Annotated in this window: 14 protein-coding genes, 2 tRNA genes and 1 pseudogene; 9 read left to right on the plus strand and 8 right to left on the minus strand. The window is 64.4% G+C overall.

Annotated elements, in window-relative coordinates:
• The 6 genes from ABIB49_RS14205 to glyA are packed head-to-tail and all read right to left on the minus strand — an operon-like array spanning position 1 to position 7978.
• Positions 1–1416, minus strand: coding sequence for an L-serine ammonia-lyase (locus ABIB49_RS14205; RefSeq protein ID WP_282359789.1), 1416 nt, complete (start codon positions 1414–1416; stop codon positions 1–3).
• A complete protein-coding gene (locus ABIB49_RS14210) occupies positions 1416–2051 on the minus strand; it encodes a sarcosine oxidase subunit gamma (protein WP_226773948.1) in 636 nt (211 codons plus the stop codon). The genes ABIB49_RS14205 and ABIB49_RS14210 overlap by 1 nt, the downstream gene beginning before the upstream one ends.
• Positions 2044–5004 carry a 2Fe-2S iron-sulfur cluster-binding protein gene (locus ABIB49_RS14215; RefSeq protein WP_226773947.1) on the minus strand — a complete coding sequence of 987 codons (2961 nt, stop codon included), beginning with the start codon at positions 5002–5004 and terminating at the stop codon, positions 2044–2046. Before ABIB49_RS14215 ends, ABIB49_RS14210 begins: the two co-directional genes overlap by 8 nt.
• Positions 5001–5423, minus strand: coding sequence for a sarcosine oxidase subunit delta (locus ABIB49_RS14220; protein WP_226773946.1), 423 nt, complete (start codon positions 5421–5423; stop codon positions 5001–5003). The genes ABIB49_RS14215 and ABIB49_RS14220 overlap by 4 nt, the downstream gene beginning before the upstream one ends.
• Positions 5424–5450: 27 nt before the next feature.
• Positions 5451–6671 carry a sarcosine oxidase subunit beta family protein gene (locus ABIB49_RS14225; protein ID WP_226773945.1) on the minus strand — a complete coding sequence of 407 codons (1221 nt, stop codon included), beginning with the start codon at positions 6669–6671 and terminating at the stop codon, positions 5451–5453.
• Complete coding sequence (gene glyA, locus ABIB49_RS14230; protein ID WP_226773944.1) at positions 6668–7978, minus strand: serine hydroxymethyltransferase; 1311 nt, start codon at positions 7976–7978, stop codon at positions 6668–6670. The genes ABIB49_RS14225 and glyA overlap by 4 nt, the downstream gene beginning before the upstream one ends.
• A 227-nt stretch (positions 7979–8205) precedes the next feature.
• Here glyA and ABIB49_RS14235 point away from each other — a divergent pair, with 227 nt between their 5' ends.
• From ABIB49_RS14235 to ABIB49_RS14245, 3 genes are all read left to right on the plus strand, one after another.
• Positions 8206–9588, plus strand: coding sequence for an MFS transporter (locus tag ABIB49_RS14235; protein ID WP_226773943.1), 1383 nt, complete (start codon positions 8206–8208; stop codon positions 9586–9588).
• Between the two features lie 61 nt (positions 9589–9649).
• Positions 9650–10906, plus strand: coding sequence for an aminopeptidase P family protein (locus ABIB49_RS14240; RefSeq protein ID WP_283480251.1), 1257 nt, complete (start codon positions 9650–9652; stop codon positions 10904–10906).
• An 81-nt stretch (positions 10907–10987) separates the two neighbouring features.
• The gene (locus tag ABIB49_RS14245; protein WP_226773941.1) at positions 10988–11812 is read left to right on the plus strand and encodes an IclR family transcriptional regulator; all 825 of its coding nucleotides are present in this window, start codon (positions 10988–10990) and stop codon (positions 11810–11812) included.
• Positions 11813–11836: 24 nt separating this feature from the next.
• On the opposite strand, the gene ABIB49_RS14250 is transcribed toward ABIB49_RS14245, so the two are convergent.
• Positions 11837–13384, minus strand: coding sequence for a PucR family transcriptional regulator (locus ABIB49_RS14250; protein WP_354157184.1), 1548 nt, complete (start codon positions 13382–13384; stop codon positions 11837–11839).
• Positions 13385–13492: 108 nt separating this feature from the next.
• Here ABIB49_RS14250 and ABIB49_RS14255 point away from each other — a divergent pair, with 108 nt between their 5' ends.
• The 3 genes from ABIB49_RS14255 to ABIB49_RS14265 all read left to right on the plus strand — a co-directional run bounded on the left by ABIB49_RS14255 (position 13493) and on the right by ABIB49_RS14265 (position 17198).
• Positions 13493–15031 carry a purine-cytosine permease family protein gene (locus ABIB49_RS14255; RefSeq protein WP_226773939.1) on the plus strand — a complete coding sequence of 513 codons (1539 nt, stop codon included), beginning with the start codon at positions 13493–13495 and terminating at the stop codon, positions 15029–15031.
• 140 nt (positions 15032–15171) lie between these two features.
• A complete protein-coding gene (locus ABIB49_RS14260; RefSeq protein WP_226773938.1) occupies positions 15172–15975 on the plus strand; it encodes a creatininase in 804 nt (267 codons plus the stop codon).
• A 767-nt stretch (positions 15976–16742) separates the two neighbouring features.
• Complete coding sequence (locus ABIB49_RS14265) at positions 16743–17198, plus strand: nucleoside deaminase (protein ID WP_226773937.1); 456 nt, start codon at positions 16743–16745, stop codon at positions 17196–17198.
• Between the two features lie 353 nt (positions 17199–17551).
• Here the strand turns inward: ABIB49_RS14265 and ABIB49_RS14270 are convergent, their stop codons facing one another.
• Positions 17552–17848 (minus strand): hypothetical protein, encoded by a 297-nt coding sequence (locus ABIB49_RS14270; protein WP_226773936.1) that lies wholly within the window; start codon positions 17846–17848, stop codon positions 17552–17554.
• A gap of 5 nt (positions 17849–17853) precedes the next feature.
• Here ABIB49_RS14270 and ABIB49_RS14275 point away from each other — a divergent pair.
• The 3 genes and pseudogenes from ABIB49_RS14275 to ABIB49_RS14285 all read left to right on the plus strand — a co-directional run.
• Positions 17854–18390 (plus strand): annotated as a pseudogene (locus tag ABIB49_RS14275) (transposase); the annotation flags it as partial.
• 233 nt (positions 18391–18623) lie between these two features.
• Positions 18624–18695: transfer RNA gene (locus tag ABIB49_RS14280), tRNA-Thr, on the plus strand.
• A gap of 62 nt (positions 18696–18757) precedes the next feature.
• Positions 18758–18831 (plus strand) — tRNA-Met (locus ABIB49_RS14285).
• Positions 18832–19014: the final 183 nt, after the last annotated feature.

Below are 19014 nucleotides of genomic sequence, written 5' to 3' on the forward strand. Positions count from 1 at the left end.
TCAGCACTCGATGACGTTGACGGCGAGGCCTCCACGGGAGGTTTCCTTGTACTTGGTTTTCATGTCCGCTCCTGTTTCGCGCATGGTTTTGATGGCTTTGTCCAGGGACACTTTGTGGCTGCCGTCGCCGTGGAGGCAGAGGCGGGCGGCGTTGATGGCCTTGACGCTGGCGATGGCGTTGCGTTCGATGCAGGGGATCTGCACGAGCCCGCCGACGGGGTCGCAGGTCAGCCCGAGGTTGTGTTCGATCCCGACCTCCGCGGCGTTTTCTACCTGCGCGGGCGTGCCGCCCAGGACTTCGGCCAGCCCGGCTGCGGCCATGGAGCAGGCTGATCCGACTTCGCCCTGGCAGCCGACCTCGGCGCCGGAGATGGAGGCGTTGATCTTGAACAGGATTCCGACGGCGGCGGCCGTCAGGAGGAAGCGGATGACGCCGTCGTCGTTGGCTCCGGGGACGAACTTGACGTAGTAATGCAGGACCGCGGGCACGATGCCGGCCGCGCCGTTGGTGGGGGCGGTGACGATCCGTCCGCCGGCGGCGTTTTCCTCGTTGACGGCCAGGGCGAACAGGTTCACCCATTCCATCGCGAGCAGCGGGTCCGCGGGCACCTGGACTGGGGACGGGTTCCTCGCTTCGGTTTCGGCGTTCACGGCGAATGCTGCCAGCGTCCGGAACAGGGCAGGGGCGCGTCGTTTGACGTTCAGCCCGCCGGGCAGGATGCCCTCGGCCGCGCAGCCGTTCTCCACGCATTGGCGCATGACGGCCCACAGGGCCAGGAGCTTGTCCCGGAGTTCGGCTTCGCTGCGCCAGAGAAGTTCGTTGGCGAGCATAACGTCGGCGATGGACATGTTCTCGCGGGCACAGATTTCCAGGAGCTCGTCGCCAGTGGTGAAGGGGTAGGGCAGCACGGTGTCATCCGCCACCACTTGGTCAGCGCCCTGGGCGGTGCCGTCAACAACAAAGCCGCCCCCGATCGAGTAGTAGCTGCGCTCCTTGAGCACTGCCCCGGTGTGGTCCAGTGCCCGGAAGGTCATGCCGTTGGGGTGGGCCGGTAGGGACTTGCGGCGGTGCAGCACCACGTCCTCGTCCCAGTTGAAGTCCACCCGGTGGTCCCCGCCGATCCGGAGCTCGGCGTCGAGGGCGGCGGCCGCGACCTGGTCGTCGGCGGTGGAGGTGTCCACCGTGTCCGGGTCCTGGCCCTGGAGGCCCAGGACCACGGCCTTGTCCGAGCCGTGGCCCCGGCCAGTGGCGCCGAGGGAGCCGAACAGTTCGGCCTGCACCCTCGTTGTGGCGCTCAGCTGCCCCTCGCTCTTCAGTCCGTCTGCGAACCGCTTGGCCGCCCGCATCGGGCCGACCGTGTGGGAGGAGGACGGCCCGATGCCAACAGAGAACAGATCCAGGACGCTGAGCGCCATCAGGGGACCTCAGGGGATGCGTATTCGCGCATGGCGTCCAGGAGCCAGCGGCCCAGGAACTCCGCGAACGAGGCCCGGGGGAAGAGCCGGAAGCTGTTCTCTGCGGTCTTCTGCAGTACCAGGGGGATGTTGCCGACTTCGGTGGTCAGCGCCGTTCCCGGGGTGAAGCTGCGGGGGTGCAGATCAAGGGCGCAGCCCTTTTCCAGGACGGCCCGGGCGCGCGGGCCTGAGAGCTCGAACGTGGTGCGGTTGGCGGAGAGATCCACCACCTGGCCTGGGGCGTCGCCCAGTGCTTCCAGGAGGGAGCCGAGGAGGTTGCCGCCCAACGAATCGTGGGCAGCTTCCGGTGCGACTGCCATGAACTCGGACGGTCCGAGCCAGAGGACGCTGATGCTGTCCGTGCCGGCCACGTCACCGCAGCGTGCCGGCAGTCCGCCGGTCGCGGCTGCGATCCGTGATCCTGCCTCGGAATGGGGGTCCACGCGGACTCCGGCCATGGTCTGGAACGGACCTTCGTTGAGGACCACCTTGCCCGGGACGGATCCGGCCGCCAGCGCTTCGGTCAGGTGGTAGGCGGGGCTGCGGCGGATGTCCCGGAGTCCATTGATGCCTGTCAGTGCTGCTGTATTAGCCATCTTTGCGGGTCCCTTCGGGGTCAAAAAGTACGGTTTCTGCTATAACGACGTCAATCAGCTGGTCCCCGGCGGCGGCCACAAGGGTTTCGCCGATACGGTTGCGGCCGTTCTTGATCAGGGCCAAGGCAAACGATTTGCCCAACGCGGCGCTGTGGTAGCTCGAGGTCACGAACCCCTGCATGGGGACGGGGCCGTAGGCGGGGTTCGTGGTGATGCCCTGCTCGACGAGCTGAGTGCCTTCCGGGAGCCGGATCGTGCCATCCACTGGAAGGACGCTGACCAGGTGCTTCCGGTCTGTGCGGCCAGCGTCGGCCCGGGCGTAGGAGCGCTTGCCGATGAAGTCCTTGACCTTCGATACAACCCATTCCATGCCGGCGTCCTGCGGGGTGACGGTCCCGTCGGTGTCCTGACCGACGATCGGGTACCCCTTTTCTGCGCGGAGCACGTGCATGGTTTCGGTGCCATAGGCGGTGATGTTGAATTCGGCCCCGGCGGCGGCCACGGCTTCCCAGGTGTTCAGCCCGTACCAGGACGGGATGTTGATTTCGTAGGCCAGTTCGCCGGAGAAGGAGATCCGGCAGATCCGGGCCTGCACGCCGGAGGCGAGGGTTGTTTCGCGGAAGGTCATAAAGGGGAAGGCTTCCGCTTTCAGCCCGCCGTCCGCGGCAAGCTCCGGGGCCACCTTTGCGAGTACAGCGCGGGAGTTGGGCCCGACTACGGCAATGGTGGACCACTGTTCGGTCACCGAGGTGCAGTGCACGTCCAGTTCAGGCCATTCGGTCTGGAGCCATTCCTCCAGCCAGTCGAGCACCTTCGCGGCGCCGCCGGTGGTGGTGGTCATGAAGTACCGGTCTTCGTCGAGGCGCAGGGTCACGCCGTCGTCGAAAATCATCCCGTCCGCCATGCACATCACGCCGTAGCGGGCCGAACCCGGAGCGAGCTTCTTGAAAGCGTTGGTGTAGATACGGTTCAGGAACTCGCCGGCATCCTTGCCGCGGATTTCGATCTTGCCCAGGGTGGTGGCATCCATAAAGCCTACGGACTCGCGGACGGCGGCGCATTCGCGCAGTACTGCGGTGTCCATGTCCTCGCCGCCCTGCGGGTAGTACCAGGGGCGCTTCCACTGCCCGACGTCCTCGAACAGGGCACCTTTGGCGACGTGCCACGGGTGGATCGAGGTGAGCCGGGCGGGGTCGAACAGCTCACCGCGCTGGCGTCCCGCGAGTGCTGCGAACGCCACCGGCGTGAACGGTGCCCGGTAGGTGGTGGTGCCGATGTCGCCGATCCCGCGCGAGGCCTCGCCGGCCTGCCGGAGCGCGGCGGCGATGACGCCGATCGCGTTGACGCCGGAGGTCTTGCCCTGGTCGTTGGCGGTGCTGATGGAGGTGTAGCGCTTGATGTGTTCCACGGACCGCATGCCGGCGCCGGTGGAACGCAGCACGTCGGCCACGGACTGGTCGCGCTGGAAGTCCACGAAGTGGTGGTGCCAGTCATCCGGGCCGCCTTCCTGCCCGGGGACCAGCCAGAGCTGGCGGGTCGGGCCGGTCGCCTTCGGTTCGCCGATGGGGGCGGGTTCGACGGAGGATGCGAAGCCTGCGGCGATGGCGGCTGAGGCTCCGGCGGAGATGCCCTCGGCCAGGCAATCCTCAAGTTCGAAGCTGCCGCGGCCGGAGCCGATGGTCTGCTGGTTCGGGACCACGGTGCTCGGCACGAAAGCGGCGAGCCCGTCGTCCCAGCGCAGCTTGCCCTGGCGCTGGGAGTGGAGGTGGACCAGCGGGCTCCAGCCACCTGACACGGCCAGGAGATCGCAGGCGACCTCCTCGACCCCGGAGGTGAGTTCGCCGTCGTCGTTGATGCTGCGGACGGTGACGGCATTGAGCCGGCCGTCGCCGGAGTCCGTGCCATCTCCAGAGGAAGAGGTGTTGGCAACGGCGCTGCCGATCAGCACCCGGGTGCCGGTTTCGACGGCGGCCGCAGCAACGTCCGTGAGCTTGGCCCGGGCGTCGACGACGGCGGCGACCTTGACGCCGGCGGCCTGCAGGTCTGCAGCCAGGGCGTAGGCGCTGTCATTAGTGGTGCTGATAACGACGCGCTGGCCCGCGGCAACGGCGTAGCGGTTGAGATAACTGCGGACGGCCGAGGCGAGCATGATGCCGGGGCGGTCGTTGTTCTCGAAAACCAGTGGGCGTTCGTGGGCGCCGGGGGCGACCACCACCTGGTTGGCGCGGACGTGCCAGATCCGCTGCCGGGACACACCGGGAGCGGCAGGGCTGGGCAGGTGGTCGGTGCGGCTCTGGACGGCGATGACGTAGTTTGCGTCGTAGGCGCCGAAGGCGGATGTCCGGTTCAGGACGGTGGACTCGGCGGCAGAAACCAGTTCGGCTTCGACGTCTCCGACCCATTCCAGCGCGGGCTTGCCTTCGATGGTCTCGGTCAGCCCGGGTGCGGTTGAGCCGGAAAGGAGGGATCCGCCCAGCTCGGGCTGGTCGTCCATCAGGATCACGCGGGCGCCGGTGCGGACGGCCTCGCGGGCCGCGGCGAGGCCGGCGGGGCCGCCGCCGATCACCAGGACGTCGGTATGGACGTATTTCTTGTCATACTCGGCTCGGTCCTCCTCCGGGTCCAGCTTGCCCAGGCCGTTGAGGAGTTCTGCTTTCAGGCCGTCCACCAGGGTGACAGTGGTGGCCGGGAGCATGGACTCGGCAACGTCGCCGGGGAAGCGCGCAGCAATTTTGACCATGGCGTTGGATTCCTCCACGCCGGCGGACATGATGCCACGGGTCCGGTCCTCGTAGAGCGAGTTGCCGGCGGCGATGCGGCCGTTCGCGATCAGGGCCGAGGCGAGTGTGTCGCCCGGGTGGCCGGTGAATTCCTCGCCGTCCACGGTGAAACGCCAGGCGATGGTGCGGTCGATGCGTCCTCCGGCGGCAAGGCGGGCGTTCTGGGAAGTCACTTGGTTGCTCCCTTCGGGGCAGTGGTGCTGGCCGGTGTTGCGGCCGGGGCGATGCTGGAAGCTGCGATGCTTGGGGCGGAGTCCCCGGTGGTGGTGCTCTCGGCAGTGGTGCTGGCAGTGCCGGATTCGGCAGCGGCCGGGACCGATACATCGGGCCGGGGCGTTCCCATCGGGTACACGGCCTGGATGCCGTAGGTCACGGTGTCGCGGAGCATGTTGAACCACTGGCGGCATCCGGTGCTGTGCAGCCAGCGTTCGGCGAAAATGCCCTTGGTGTTTTCGCGGTAGAACAGGAACTCGGCCCATTCCTTGTCATTCAGGTCGTTCGGGTTCTCCGGGTACGGGACGTGGGCCTGGCCGCCGTAGTGGAACTCGGTCTCGTCGCGCGAGCCGCAGTTGGGGCATGAGATAAGCAGCATGTGCGTCTTCTTTCTAAGGGGCGGCGGCTAGTGGGCCACGGCGGCGGCGCCGTGTTCATCGATCAGGGCGCCGGTTTCGAAGCGCTCGAGGGCAAAAGGTTTGTTGAGCTTGTGCGGCGTTCCAGTGGCGATGGTGTGCGCGAAGGTCAGCCCGGCGGCCGGGGTGCCCTTGAATCCGCCGGTTCCCCAGCCGCAGTTGACGAACATGTTCTCCACCGGGGTGGTGCCGACGATGGGGGAGGCATCCAGTGTGGTGTCAACGATCCCGCCCCAGGTCCGGAGCACGTGGGCCCGGGCGAAAATCGGGAAGAGCTCGACGGCGGCGGCCATCTGGTGCTCGATCACGTGGAAGGATCCGCGCTGCCCGTAGCCGTTGTAGGAATCAACGCCGGCGCCCATAACGAGTTCGCCCTTGTGTGCCTGGGAGACGTAGACGTGGACATGGTTGGACATGACGACGGTGGGGTGGACCGGTTCGTGGAGTTCGGACACGAGGGCCTGGAGCGGGTGGGACTGGATCGGCAGCCGGAAACCGGCCATCTCGGCCAGCACCGAGCTGTGGCCGGCCGCGCAGAGACCCACCTTTTCGGTGTGGATGGTGCCCTGGTTGGTCTTGACCCCGACCACCTTGTTGCCGTCCTTGACGAAGCCGGTGACTTCGCAGTTCTGAATGATGTCCACGCCGAGCTCATCGCATTTGCGGGCAAAGGCCCACGCGACGTGGTCGTGCTTGGCGATGCCGGCGCGCGGCTGGTACGTGGCGCCCATAACGGGGTAGCGGATGTTGTCGTTGATGTTCAGGATGGGGCAGAGTTCCTTGACCTGCTGCGGATCCAGCCACTCCGCATCCACTCCGTTGAGCTTGTTGGCCCCCACCCGTCGGATACTTTCGCGGACATCGCCCAGGGTGTGGGCGAGGTTCATCACGCCGCGCTGGCTGAACAGGAAGTCATACTCGAGCTCCTCCGGCAGGATCTCCCACAGCTTCAGGGCGTGCTCGTAGATCGCCGCGCTCTCGTCCCAGAGGTAGTTGGAGCGGATGATGGTGGTGTTCCGGGCCATGTTCCCGCCGGCAAGCCAGCCCTTTTCCAGCACCGCGATGTTCGTCATGCCGTGGTTCTTGGCCAAGTAGTAGGCGGTGGCGAGGCCGTGCCCGCCGCCGCCGACAATCACTGCGTCGTAGGAGGACTTGGGCTCCGGGTTGCGCCAGAGAAATTCCGGGTGCTCCGGAAGCTGTTCCGTGCTCATAGTGCAACTCCGTTCGGGGTGGTTCCGGCAGTTCCGGAAAGATTCGGGTAAAGCGGAAATTTCTCGGCGAGGACCGTGACCCGGTCGCGGAGCAGGACGGCCGACTCGTCGCTGAGCTTGCCCTTGATGGCCTCGGCGATGATGTCGGCAACCTCGGTGAATTCGGCCGGGCCGAAGCCGCGGGTGGCCAAGGCGGGGGTGCCGATCCGGAGCCCGGAGGAGACCATCGGCGGGCGGGGGTCGAACGGGACGGCGTTGCGGTTCACGGTGATGCCGATTCGGTGCAGGCGATCCTCGCCCTGCTGCCCGTCCAGGGCCGAGTTGCGCAGGTCCACCAGGACCAGGTGCACGTCGGTGCCGCCGCCCACTACGGAGATACCGTATTCGGCGACGTCCGGTGCGAGCAGGCGCTCGGCCAGGATCTTGGCCCCTTCCAGAGTGCGTTGCTGCCTGTCCTTGAACTCATCGCTTGCTGCGATCTTAAAGGACACGGCCTTGGCCGCGATCACGTGTTCCAGTGGGCCGCCCTGCTGGCCGGGGAAGACGGCGCTGTTGATCTTGCGCGCCAGGGACTCACGGCTGAGGATCACGCCTCCGCGCGGGCCACCCAAGGTCTTGTGCGTGGTGGTGGTGACGACGTCGGCATACGGCACCGGGTTCGGGTGCAGCCCCGCGGCCACCAGGCCGGCGAAGTGAGCCATGTCCACCATGAGATAGGCGCCCACGGCGTCGGCGATGCGGCGGAACTCCGCGAAGTCGAGCTGGCGCGTATACGCGGACCAGCCGGCCACGATCATCTTCGGGCGGTGCTCCAGGGCAAGAGCCTCGACCTCGGCCATATCCACGATCATGTCGGATTCGCGCACATGGTAAGGGACGACGTTGTAAAGCTTGCCGGAAAAGTTGATGCGCATCCCGTGGGTGAGGTGTCCGCCGTGCGCCAGCGAGAGTCCCATGATCGTGTCGCCCGGCTCCAGCAGGGCAAACATGGCGGCGGCGTTGGCCTGCGCACCCGAGTGCGGCTGCACGTTCGCCGCTTCCGCGCCGAACAGGGCCTTGACCCGGTCGATGGCGAGCTGCTCGATCACGTCAACGTGTTCGCAGCCGCCGTAGTAGCGCTTGCCCGGGTAGCCCTCGGCGTATTTGTTCGTCAGCACCGAGCCCTGCGCCTCCATGACCGAGGCGGGGGCGAAATTCTCGGACGCGATCATCTCGAGGGTGGACTGCTGGCGCTCCAGCTCATGGTCAATGGCCCGGGCGACGTCGGCGTCGACGCTGGCCAGGGTTTCATTCAGGGTGCCCGTCATGGCGGCCTCTTTCGGTTCAAGGAAACTTAAAGACGAATGCAACAGTGTTGCGTTGAATGCAACTCTAGTTGGCCGCCGGTGTTGCGTCAATCACTTTTCTTCCGAATCGTAAGGTGGCCAGATTTCTATATCCGCGGAAAAAAACCCTTGACTGTGTTTCAGCTCACGCATAATCTGATGCAACAGCGTTGCGTTCAATGCAACTCCAAATTTTCATTGGTGGACATATGAGTAACGAACCAAATCAAGCGGCAACCATCCCGGACTCCAGCTCACGGCGGGCTCCGGATTCCGCAGATTCACTGCCTCCGACGGCCATTGGACCTGTTCACGCAGTCAGCAAGGAGACCCGACGCCGGGTGATCGCCGCGAGCTTCATCGGCAACTTCGTGGAGTGGTTTGACTACGCGGTCTACGGCTACCTGGCAGTCACCATCGCCGCAGTCTTCTTTCCCGAATCCAACCCCCAGACCGGGCTCCTGCTCACGTTCGCCCTGTTCGCCATCTCGTTCCTGGTTCGGCCGTTGGGCGGCTTCGTCTGGGGCCACATCGGCGACCGCGTTGGGCGCCGGACAGCACTTTCGCTGTCCATCCTGATCATGTCCGGAGCGACATTCTGCATCGCCCTAATTCCTGGCTACGCCACGATCGGCATCGGGGCTCCCATCCTGCTGCTGATAATCCGGGTTGCGCAGGGCTTCTCCGCCTCGGGGGAATACGCCGGCGCCTCCGCATTCCTGGTGGAGTACGCCCCGGCCAACAAACGCGGCCTCTACGCCGCCGTCGTTCCCGCCAGTACGGCTGCCGGCCTGTTGCTCGGCTCTCTGCTCGCGGGGCTGCTGACCGCTCTGCTTAGCTCCGAGGCCATGCAGAGCTGGGGGTGGCGTCTGCCATTCCTGCTCGCCGCCCCGATGGGCCTGATCGGACGCTACATCCGCACCAAGCTCGAAGACACCCCGGTGTTCCGCGAACTCGCAGCAGAGGACCAGACCATCAAGGCCCCGGTCTTTGGCCTCTTCCGCGACCATTGGCGGCTGCTGCTGAGGGCAGTCGGAGCGGTGCTGCTCAACGCCGTCGGCTTCTACGTAATTCTCAGCTACATGCCGACCTACCTTTCCTCGGAACTCGGCCTCGGCAAAACCGAGTCCTTCCTGGCCACGACCATCGCCCTGGTGACATACATCGGGTTCATCTTCCTGACCGGAATGCTCTCTGACCGCTACGGCCGCAAGAAGGTTCTCATCGCAGCATCCCTCAGCTTCATCGTGCTGACCGTTCCAGCCTTCGCCCTGCTCGGCACCGGAAACTTCCTGGTGATCGTCCTCGTCCAGGTCCTGCTCGGCGCGATGCTCACCCTCAACGACGGCACGCTTCCGAGCTTCCTGGCGGAAATGTTCCCGACCCGTGTCCGCTACAGCGGATTCGCGGTCAGCTTCAACCTCTCCAACGCCCTCTTTGGCGGCACCGCACCCTTTATGGCGACGCTCCTGATCGCCGCGACGGCCAATGAACTGGCCCCGGCCTGGTACCTGGTGGGCGCCGCGATCATCTCCCTGATCGCCGTGGTGCTCTCCCGTGAAACCAGCAAGGAACCGCTGAGCCATAAATAGCCCAGGCTGACGCCCCAATTTTCCGCTTCAAAGAACAGCACCGAAGAAAGGCACCACCACCATGACCAGCACCATCTCCGCAAACGCCTCGTCGATTTCCGAACTGGAACGGCTGAAGGTCCTGCACAACGGACAGAAGGAAAAACTGACCTTTTCAAACGCTGAGTTTGAGCGCCGGCTGTCCGGGCTGCGCCGCATCATGGAGGAGAAGAATCTGGACGCCGTCGTCCTGACGAGCTACCACTCCATCAAGTACTACTCCGACTTCCTGTTCACCTACTTCGGCCGCTCCTATGCCATGGTGGTCACCAAGGACGACACCGTGACCGTCACGGCCAACATCGACGCCGGCATGCCGTGGCGCCGCAGCTATGGCGACAACGTGGTCTACACGGACTGGCGCCGCGACAACTACATCTTCGCCATCCAGGAGGCGCTCCGCACCCGCGGCATTAATCCGCGCCGGATCGGCGTCGAAGATGATTCACTCCCGCTGGACAACCGCAACAAAATCCAGGCAGCCTTCGACTCCGCCACCCTCGTGGACGTCGCCCAGGCCGCCATGCGCCAGCGGATGATCAAATCAGCCGAAGAGATCGAGGTCATCAAGCACGGAGCCCGCATCGGCGACCTGGGCGGAGAAGCCATCCGCAACGCCATCACCGCCGGGATTACCGAATACGAGGTCGCCCTGATCGGCACCGAAGCCATGGTCCACGAAATCGCCCGGACCTTCCCGGACTCGGAAATCCGGGACACCTGGGTCTGGTTCCAGTCCGGCATCAACACCGACGGCGCCCACAACTGGGCCACCACCCGCAAGATCCAGGAACACGACATCCTGTCCCTGAACTGCTTCCCCATGACCTCCGGCTACTACACCGCCCTGGAGCGCACCTTGTTTTATGGTGAACCAGACGCCCGGTCGCTGGAGCTGTGGACCATCAACGTGGAAGTCCACAAGCGCGGCCTGGAACTGATCAAGCCAGGAGCCGTCTGCAAGGACATCGCCGCCGAACTGAACGAGATCTACGTAGGCCACGGACTGCTGGCCAACCGCACGTTCGGCTATGGGCACTCCTTCGGGGTCCTGAGCCACTACTACGGCCGGGAAGCCGGACTCGAACTCCGCGAGGACATCGACACCGTCCTGGAACCGGGCATGGTGGTCTCCATGGAACCAATGATCACGGTCCTTGACGGCCAGCCCGGCGCCGGCGGCTACCGTGAGCACGACATCCTGGTGGTCGGCGAGGACGGGGCCGAGAACATCACCAAGTTCCCGTTCGGGCCGGAATACAACATCGTAGGCGCCTGAGCGTCCCTGATCCGCAATGAGGCGGCGCCACTTTCCAAGTGGCGCCGCTTTTGGCTTCCGTAAGGAATGATGAGAGTCACCATGAGTCCAGAAGAATCTCCTGATACCAACGGAAACGGCGACGCCAAGGGCGCCTCGGTCATCGTCAACGCCATCGCCGTGCTGCGAACGTTCACCGCCGACGAACCGCTGCTCGGCGTCACTGAGATCGCCAACCGCGTTGGCCTGCACAAGAGCACGGTTTCCCGGATCCTGTCCACCTTCGAACAGGAACACCTCGTGGAACGGGATCCGGAAACCCGGCGCTTCCGACTTGGCCTGGGACTGATCGCCGTCGCCGGGCCGCTTCTGGCCGAGCTGGAAGAACGGCGCGTGGCCTACCCGGTCCTGCAGGAACTCACCGAACAGACCGGCGAAACCAGTGCGCTGATGCTGTGGAACGGCACGGAGTCGATGTGTGTGGAACAGATCGCCAGCCACCAGCAGATCAAGCACACCACACCGCTGGGCGCCAGGTACCAGGACGCCATGAGCGCCTCCGTGCAGGTCTTCCTGTCCGCCGAACCGGTCGAGCGTGTCCCTGCACTGCTCCGCAGCGGGACAATAACGTATCCGGGACTCGACGACGTCGGCCTCGATGGATACCAGATCAAACTTAAAGATGTGAAGGCCCGCGGCTGGGCCATCAACTACGGGGAATCCTCCATCGACGAAGTCGGCGTGGCCGCGCCTGTCTATGATCATCGTGGAGACATCGTGGCCGCCGTCCTCATTCCTGCCCCCCGGTTTCGGGTTTCCCGCGAGCGGCTGCAAAGTCTTGGCGAGGCTTGCGCGGCCGCCGCCCGGCAGGTCACCATCCGGCTCGGCGGACGGCCGGCCCGGGCCCAGGAGCACGGGCAAAGCTAGGACGTCGGGCCAGTTGGAATGGAGTCAGGCAAGCCGCGCCAGCCGGGTGGCCAAATGCAATGCCGCCAACCGACGCGTTGCCCGCGGGTCACCGCCGCACAGCTCGAAGATCCGCCGCAGCCGCTGGTGCAACGACTGCCGTTCCAGATGTAGCTCCCTGGCGGCTTGGGCGGTGTTGCACCCGGAATCCAGCCACGTTGCCAGAGTGTCGAGCAGCCGCGAATTGCGTTGCGCATCGTAGTCCACGAGCGCACCCAGCTGGTGGCGGACGAAGTTCCGTCGTTGATAGGGGTCCAGGGATTGAACGGCGAGGCGTTCCACTGCGAATGCCTCCGCGTCGAGCACGGATTGGTGCTCGCCACCGATTTCGGAACCTGATTTTTCCGGGGAGACGGCAAGTTCCAGCGTGAGCTTGGCTTCGGACAACGACCAGGGGGCCGCCGAAATGCCAGCCGCCAGGGGGCCCACTGCCGCGAGCGTCTTGGCTACGGCCGGAAGCTCCAGGAGCCCGGCAATGAGCCGTTGCCGGCTCTGCTCCGGCGCGTCGCCGCCCAGGCCGGCCACTGCGAGAAGTTCGGCGTTGTCGACGTAGGTGGCGTGGGAGTGCGCCGCCCGGTCCAGCAGCTGCTCGACAGAGGTACGCAGCTGTTGGGAGGAATCTGACCGGACCACCAGGGCCACCAGCGGGGCGGAGACCGGAATTCCTGCTGCCGATGCCAACTGCTGAAGCCGCCACGTCTGGCTGCCTGAATCAATTGCGCGGATCAAGGCAGCTCCTGCGACCTCCCGGAGTCCGGGGGACCTCCGCTGCAGCATCGCCAAGGCGAGGATGTCCACCGACCGCTTCCCGGCCGTGCGCGCAAGATTTTCGTCCTCGTCTACCGGCACCCGGAGCAACAGCTGCGCGGCTAGGATCCCCCGTACCGGAACGTCGATATGGATCAGCCGTGCATGGTCCTGCGTTGCGTGGAAAGAGTCGGTGGCAACGTCGTCGGACTCAGCGTTCACGGGCGTTGCACTGGCCAGGAGCGCCCCTGTCAGGGACGCCAGGGTCACCTCGGAGTGGGTGATGCCTGCGAGGACGGCCAGGATCCGGTCCAGACTGCCGCCGTGCGCCAGCTCAACGGCCATCGCGTGGCTGGCCTCGTCGGCCCGCCGCAACTGCGAAACCGATTCACTGACCAGCATCGAGTTGATCGCTTGCATGACAGCGACAAACGGCACCACTTTGCGGAGCTCGATCAACGGAAATCCGGCTGCCTCGGCGGCCGCAACCATGGCGGAGGGCAGCGCGGGAAGGGCGACGCCGGTTTCGATGGCCAGCGCCGCCACGCCCCGCTCGGCCAATTGGCGGACGTACATGATTTGCCGATCCTCTGAGGCCTGGGCGAGGGCTTCACCTCCTGTCAGCAGCAGCTCCCCGCCGTCAAGTAGGGGAGCGATGTCCAGGATCTCGCTGGAGTGGATCCAACGGAGCTGGGTCCGCTCCGCCGGGCCAGCCGCTGCCCGGACGATGGGATCAGCGATCGAAAGCATCGGATGGTCCAGGACTTCCCTCAGGCGAATGGGCATGACACTCCGTCGCTAAAATTAGATATTGACTTGACACATTATATATAGGCAGGTGTGGTGTATGCCACATATTCTTGGAGGAACCCCAAAACTCAAACGGAGGCTCCAATGCCTGAAAAATCCCAAGCGATACCCGCCAGTCCAGTGGTCAACGAAGACCACGTGGACCACGAGGCCTGGCTCCAGCCCATTCCCGAATCCCAGCGCACCCGAAAAGTCTCCGGTCAGTTCTGGATCTGGGCCGGCGCCAACCTCGCCCCGATCAACTGGGTCCTGGGTGCGCTCGGCATCCAGCTGGGGCTGGGTTTCGCGGACACCGTGACAGTCCTTGTACTGGGGAACCTGATAGGCATGCTGCTCTTCGGATGCTTTGTGCTCCTCGGCCAAAAGACCGGCGCCACCGGTATGGTGTTGGCCCGGGCCGCCTTCGGCCGGCAGGGGAACTACCTGCCCGCGGCTATCCAGGCCCTCTTGGTCATCGGCTGGTGCGCCGTCAACACCTGGATCATCCTGGATCTGGTCATGGCGCTGTTCGGAACGCTCGGCTGGGTGGATCCGGAGGCCAAGAACTACCTCTGGAAGATCGGCATCGCCACCTTCATCATGGCCGTACAGGTGGCTATCGCCTGGTTCGGTTACAAGGCGATCGCCGCGTTCGAGAAATGGACCGTCCCGCCAACCATCATCATCCTGACGGTGATGTCGGCAGTCGCCTGGTTCGGCATGAAGATCAACTGGACCTACGCCGGACCTGCCGGCCATATCCTGGAAGGCTCGGAACGCATCGCCGCGATGAGCGCGGTCATGACGGCCATCGGCATTGGCTGGGGCATCACTTGGTTCACCTACGCCGCGGACTACTCCCGCTTCGTCAGCTCCACGGTGCCTAAGCGCAAGGTCTACCTCGCCTCCGTGCTGGGCCAGTTTATACCCGTCGTCTGGCTCGGAATCCTAGGGGCCAGTTTGGCCACAAACACAGGGGAAATAGATCCGGGCAAACTAATCGTGCTCAACTTCGGCGCGCTGGCCCTGCCGGTGCTGCTCATGGTGCTGCACGGCCCGATCGCGACCAACATCTTGAACATCTATACCTTCTCGGTCGCCACGCAGGCTCTCGACATCTCCATCAGTAGGCGCAAGCTGAACCTGTTCGTCGGCGTGTTCTCCCTTGCCGCAGTCGTCTTCTTCATCTTCCAGGAGGACTTCGCCTCTGTCCTGGACGCCTGGCTGATCGGTCTCGTGGCCTGGGTGGCTGCCTGGGGCGGCGTCATGCTTGTCCACTATTTCTGGCTTGACAAGCGCTGGCCCGGCGATCCCTCACGGCTGTTCGACGCCGTCGGCACCAAGCGCCTCCCGGCTGTGAACCCGGCCGGCATTGCCGCCCTAATCGTCGGCATCTTCGCCACGTGGCTGTTCATGTACGGGCTGGTGCCGGCCATGCAGGGACCCATCGCCGTCGCCCTCGGTGGATGGGACCTGTCCTGGCTCGCCGGCGGCCTGACCAGCGCCGCAACCTACGCCATAATGGGCCCGCGATTCCACCGGCGCTACCTGCACCTCCGCAGTAACACTAAATCCGCCCCAGAGGCATCCGCCACCGGGACGGCCAACCTTCCCGCTGTGTCCGCTCCCTCCGCCGGTCTCTGACCAAAGCTCACCCCGATGGCGCCGAAAACGTCACAAGATTGCCCTTGGGACCGGCGGCCCACAAGATCATCAGCGCCGAACACCCGGTGAGAGCGTCAGCCGCCACTCGCACACGGCACCAAACGAGGAGCACCACCAGCATGGACAAGTCAGTATTACTGGAAGACCTGGATGCCTTTGCCTATCGCGAAGCTTTGGCATCCGGGGACGCGATCGTCCTCATTCCCGTCGGGTCCCTGGAACAGCACGGCCCCCACCTTCCGCTGGGAACGGACACCATCCTCGCCTCCCACTTCGCGGAGGGTGCAGCCAGGCGGCTGGGTGGACTGGTTGCCCAGCCCATCGCTTACGGGTACAAGTCGCAGCAGAAGTCCGGCGGCGGCAACCACCTCGCCGGTACAACGAGCCTGGATGGCGCAACCCTTATCGGCGTGGCGCGCAACCTGGTCAAGTCCTTCCTCAACCAAGGCGTCCGGCACGTGGTCTTCATCAACGGCCACTTCGAGAATTATCAGTTCCTGTACGAGGGCATCGACCTCGCCTTGGACGAGCTGAGGATCAAGCCCGGGGCAGAGCAAAGCGCGCTGCTTCTGTCGTACTGGGACTTCGTCAGCGATGACACACTCGGGCAGGTCTACCCCGATGGCTTCCCGGGCTGGGACATCGAGCACGGCGGGGTCCTGGAAACCTCGCTCATGCTCCACCTCGAACCGGCTCGGGTAGCCATGGACCGCCTGGTCGACGGTCCCGCTGCGGTCCTCCCGCGCTTCGACAGGCTCCCGGTGGTTCCGGAACGGACACCCGCCACCGGCTGCCTCTCCTCCGCTGCTGGCTCCAGCGCAGCCAAGGGCGGCCTGCTGTACGGACAGGTTGTCCGGGATCTGGCCGTCGATCTGGGAAGTGAACTGCTCCATGAACCCGCGCCTGCGGTTGTTCCGGCCTAGTGGGCAGCGATTCCACAGGCCAACACGGTTCAACGAAGGCGCCGCGGGGAGACTTTCCCGCGGCGCCTTCGGGTCAGGGTTCTGCGCACATCGGCTAAGTGAGGGTGTTGACCAAAATGCCAGGATAGAGGCAGGCACGTCGAGGATCTGCTGGCCGCCAAATTCCGCCGGGATGACCTGTACACCGACGGGGAGTCAGGGGGGCGTTAAACAGCCGGCCAGGTTTCGACCAGGCAGCGACGATGCTGCATCCACGCCGCTGCAGGGCTGTTCCCGAATTACCCGACACCGGCCTTGGGTATACCCCGGCCACACTGCGTCCAGAGGAAAAACTTTCCATAGGCGAACCGGAGCGGAGATCTAGGTCCTATTCGGTCAATCGGCTGTTTGGTCAGCTTCCTGCGGTGGATCCTTGAAGTCCTTTGTTAACACAAACGACCCGTCCCAGATATAGAGTCGCAGCTAACATCCGCTTAGGTGCTGAAGGCAGATAGCCAATGACTACGATCCAGGCAACGTTTATGGTTACAGGCCTGGTGCTTGTCCCTGCTTCAGCCCTCATGCTCACGCTGGAACTACGAAATGGCCCAAGAGGTGACCTAACCGGTCGCCGGGGGAGACTCGTATTTGCAGCAGTCGCAAGTGCGCTTGGTGTGGCCCTGGTGCTCGTCGCGGCACTCGTTCCTATGTAAGCCTTACGGAACGACTGGCCAAACCGTTTCAGCGGCGCCAACAATTTTTCGTCGTGGGCGATTTAGACTGCACTCATGTCCGAAAATGAACGAACCGTCACTGGCCCGGTCTTCGAAGCTGCCTACGAGGCCGCCCAAAAGAGTCTCCGAGAGGGCGGCATCCCGATCGGCGCTGCCTTGGCCCGCGGCGGCGAAGTGATTGCCACCGGCCACAACGAGCGCGTCCAGCATGGTGATCCAATCGCCCACGGCGAGATGTCGGCGCTGCGGGCTGCCGGACGCCAGAAAAGCTACCGTGACACGACCCTCTACACCACTTTGGCACCGTGTGCGATGTGTACCGGGACCATCATCCAGTTCAAGATTCCGCGCGTAGTGGTGGGCGAGGCCATGACTTTCCCCGGCGAATTCGAACTTCTGCGCTCACGTGGCGTCGACGTGGTGCTATTGAATGATTCCCGATGCGTCGAGATGATGCGCACCTTCCAGGACGAGCACCCTGAACTATGGGCTGAGGACATCGCCGAATAGCCCACGCACAAAGTGGGCACCGGTGAAATGGTTCAGATACGGCCAGCGCCAGGGCGTGTTCGCTGAGGCCGGGACCGGGCCTGCTTCTGTGCGCAGTGCGGGCGGTATTTTCCCGCCGGGTTTCTGTCCCGGAGCAGTTCGAGGCTGAGCGTCAACGGTGCCCTTCCAGCCCGGAGGCTCCGGAGCGCAGGCCCTTCGATCGACTTGTCCGCCCATGGCTGGGTGGCCGGTACCCGTCCGGCTCACCTCGGTAGCTTCATATGGAGATTGTCGATCGTTAAAATCCACACCGTCCTGGTGGGGTCCGACAAGGTTGACACAATCACCCTTTTGTTTTTCGGAGCTGGGCCGCTTTAGTTTCGCTCGGATCCCACTGCGCCGTCTGTGCGGACTTTCTTGGCTTTGGCTGCGCCTTTGCCCATGGCGAGGGACGCGCTGGGGTGGGTGCCCTCGTTGCGTTCTGCGGCGGCGCCTCCTCCTACTTGCGTTTGGTTGGCCATGGCGCTTGCCAGGGATGCCGCGAAGGCTTCTTGGCGTTCCGCTGTGCCGTAGTCAGCGGCCGATGTCTTCTTTGCTTTCAGGCCCTGGTCTTTGAGCCGGCTGCTGTCGTTACCGGTGACGGGCTCGATCTCGCGGCCGGGGCCCTCCATGCCGCCAACACACCGCCGTGACCGGGCAGACAGCGGCCGCGATGCTGGTGGCTAAGATCGCGGCTCAGATCCTGCGCCTGCGCGAAGAGATGGAGGAGGTCGAGGCCCAGATAGAGGTCCGGTTGCGAGAGCATGAATACGCCGAAATCCTGCTGAGCGTCCCTGGGTTTGGTGTGCAGCTCGCCGCCGAATTCCTCGCCGCGACCGGCGGAAGCATGGACCAATACGAGAACCCCAACCGACTCGCCGGCGTCGCTGGGGTAGCCCCGGTCCCGCGTGACTCCGGCCGGGTCAGCGGCAACCACCACCGACCCAGACGCTACGACCGACGACTGCTGCGCGCCTGCCACCTCTCCGCCCATACCGCGTCCGTTCACTGTCCGACCTCGCGGGCCTACTACACCCGGAAACGCGCTGAAGGGAAGAACCACAAGCAAGCCATCCTCGCCCTGGCCCGACGCCGCATAAACGTCATCTGGGCGCTCCTCAGAGACCGCAAACGCTTCGAGCACCGGACGATACCGGTCACTCAAGGCGCTTGACTTTGTCATTGAAAATCCCCTTGCAGTTGGTGGTGGTCGTTATCGGTCAAGTACGGGGCCTGAATCACGGCCCGTGTGCTGGCGGGTCTTGGCCGGCGTTGGTATGTTCGGTACCGCTGACCCCGGCAAACGGGACCCCAAAGCGCCGGATTTGCGCTGTTTTTGACGCTTCCCGGAGCGCTTTGGTACCGACTTGTTGGGAACGGAATCTTCCGGTAGAGTATTTACTCGTTGCCCCCCTAGCTCAGTGGTAGAGCGCGTTCTTGGTAAGAACGAGGTCACCGGATCGATTCCGGTGGGGGGCTCTGAATGAGGGCCTGTGTCAAGGCGGTTTTTGGCCGGCTGAGCACAGGTTTTCCTCATTTCCGGCGGCGTAGCTCAGTTGGTTAGAGCGCACGACTCATAATCGTGAGGTCGGGAGATCGAGCCTCCCCGCCGCTACAGAATGACCCTGCAGGCCAAGGCCGCAGGGTCTTTTTGTTTTAAACCCCGTCGCCCCTGCGCTGCCGGCTCCCATCGTGGGTCTAGATGTACTCAGCCAGGACGTTGGTTACACGGTGAAAGGGTGAAGACCTCTTAGGTTGGTGGTTACCACACTCACCGAACGACTAAGAGGTCTTCATG

The organism is Arthrobacter sp. UYCu512, from assembly GCF_040547075.1.
Classification (GTDB): Bacteria; Actinomycetota; Actinomycetes; order Actinomycetales; family Micrococcaceae; genus Arthrobacter.

Excerpts from the sequence above, each read along its gene's own strand:
- ABIB49_RS14205 (WP_282359789.1), bottom strand. The coding sequence starts at position 1,416 with ATGGCGCTCAGCGTCCTGGATCTGTTCTCTGTTGGCATCGGGCCGTCC.
- ABIB49_RS14210 (WP_226773948.1), bottom strand. The coding sequence starts at position 2,051 with ATGGCTAATACAGCAGCACTGACAGGCATCAATGGACTCCGGGACATC.
- ABIB49_RS14220 (WP_226773946.1), bottom strand. The coding sequence starts at position 5,423 with ATGCTGCTTATCTCATGCCCCAACTGCGGCTCGCGCGACGAGACCGAG.
- ABIB49_RS14225 (WP_226773945.1), bottom strand. The coding sequence starts at position 6,671 with ATGAGCACGGAACAGCTTCCGGAGCACCCGGAATTTCTCTGGCGCAAC.
- glyA (WP_226773944.1), bottom strand. The coding sequence starts at position 7,978 with ATGACGGGCACCCTGAATGAAACCCTGGCCAGCGTCGACGCCGACGTC.
- ABIB49_RS14235 (WP_226773943.1), top strand. The coding sequence starts at position 8,206 with ATGAGTAACGAACCAAATCAAGCGGCAACCATCCCGGACTCCAGCTCA.
- ABIB49_RS14240 (WP_283480251.1), top strand. The coding sequence starts at position 9,650 with ATGACCAGCACCATCTCCGCAAACGCCTCGTCGATTTCCGAACTGGAA.
- ABIB49_RS14245 (WP_226773941.1), top strand. The coding sequence starts at position 10,988 with ATGAGTCCAGAAGAATCTCCTGATACCAACGGAAACGGCGACGCCAAG.
- ABIB49_RS14250 (WP_354157184.1), bottom strand. The coding sequence starts at position 13,384 with ATGCCCATTCGCCTGAGGGAAGTCCTGGACCATCCGATGCTTTCGATC.
- ABIB49_RS14255 (WP_226773939.1), top strand. The coding sequence starts at position 13,493 with ATGCCTGAAAAATCCCAAGCGATACCCGCCAGTCCAGTGGTCAACGAA.
- ABIB49_RS14260 (WP_226773938.1), top strand. The coding sequence starts at position 15,172 with ATGGACAAGTCAGTATTACTGGAAGACCTGGATGCCTTTGCCTATCGC.
- ABIB49_RS14265 (WP_226773937.1), top strand. The coding sequence starts at position 16,743 with ATGTCCGAAAATGAACGAACCGTCACTGGCCCGGTCTTCGAAGCTGCC.
- ABIB49_RS14270 (WP_226773936.1), bottom strand. The coding sequence starts at position 17,848 with ATGGAGGGCCCCGGCCGCGAGATCGAGCCCGTCACCGGTAACGACAGC.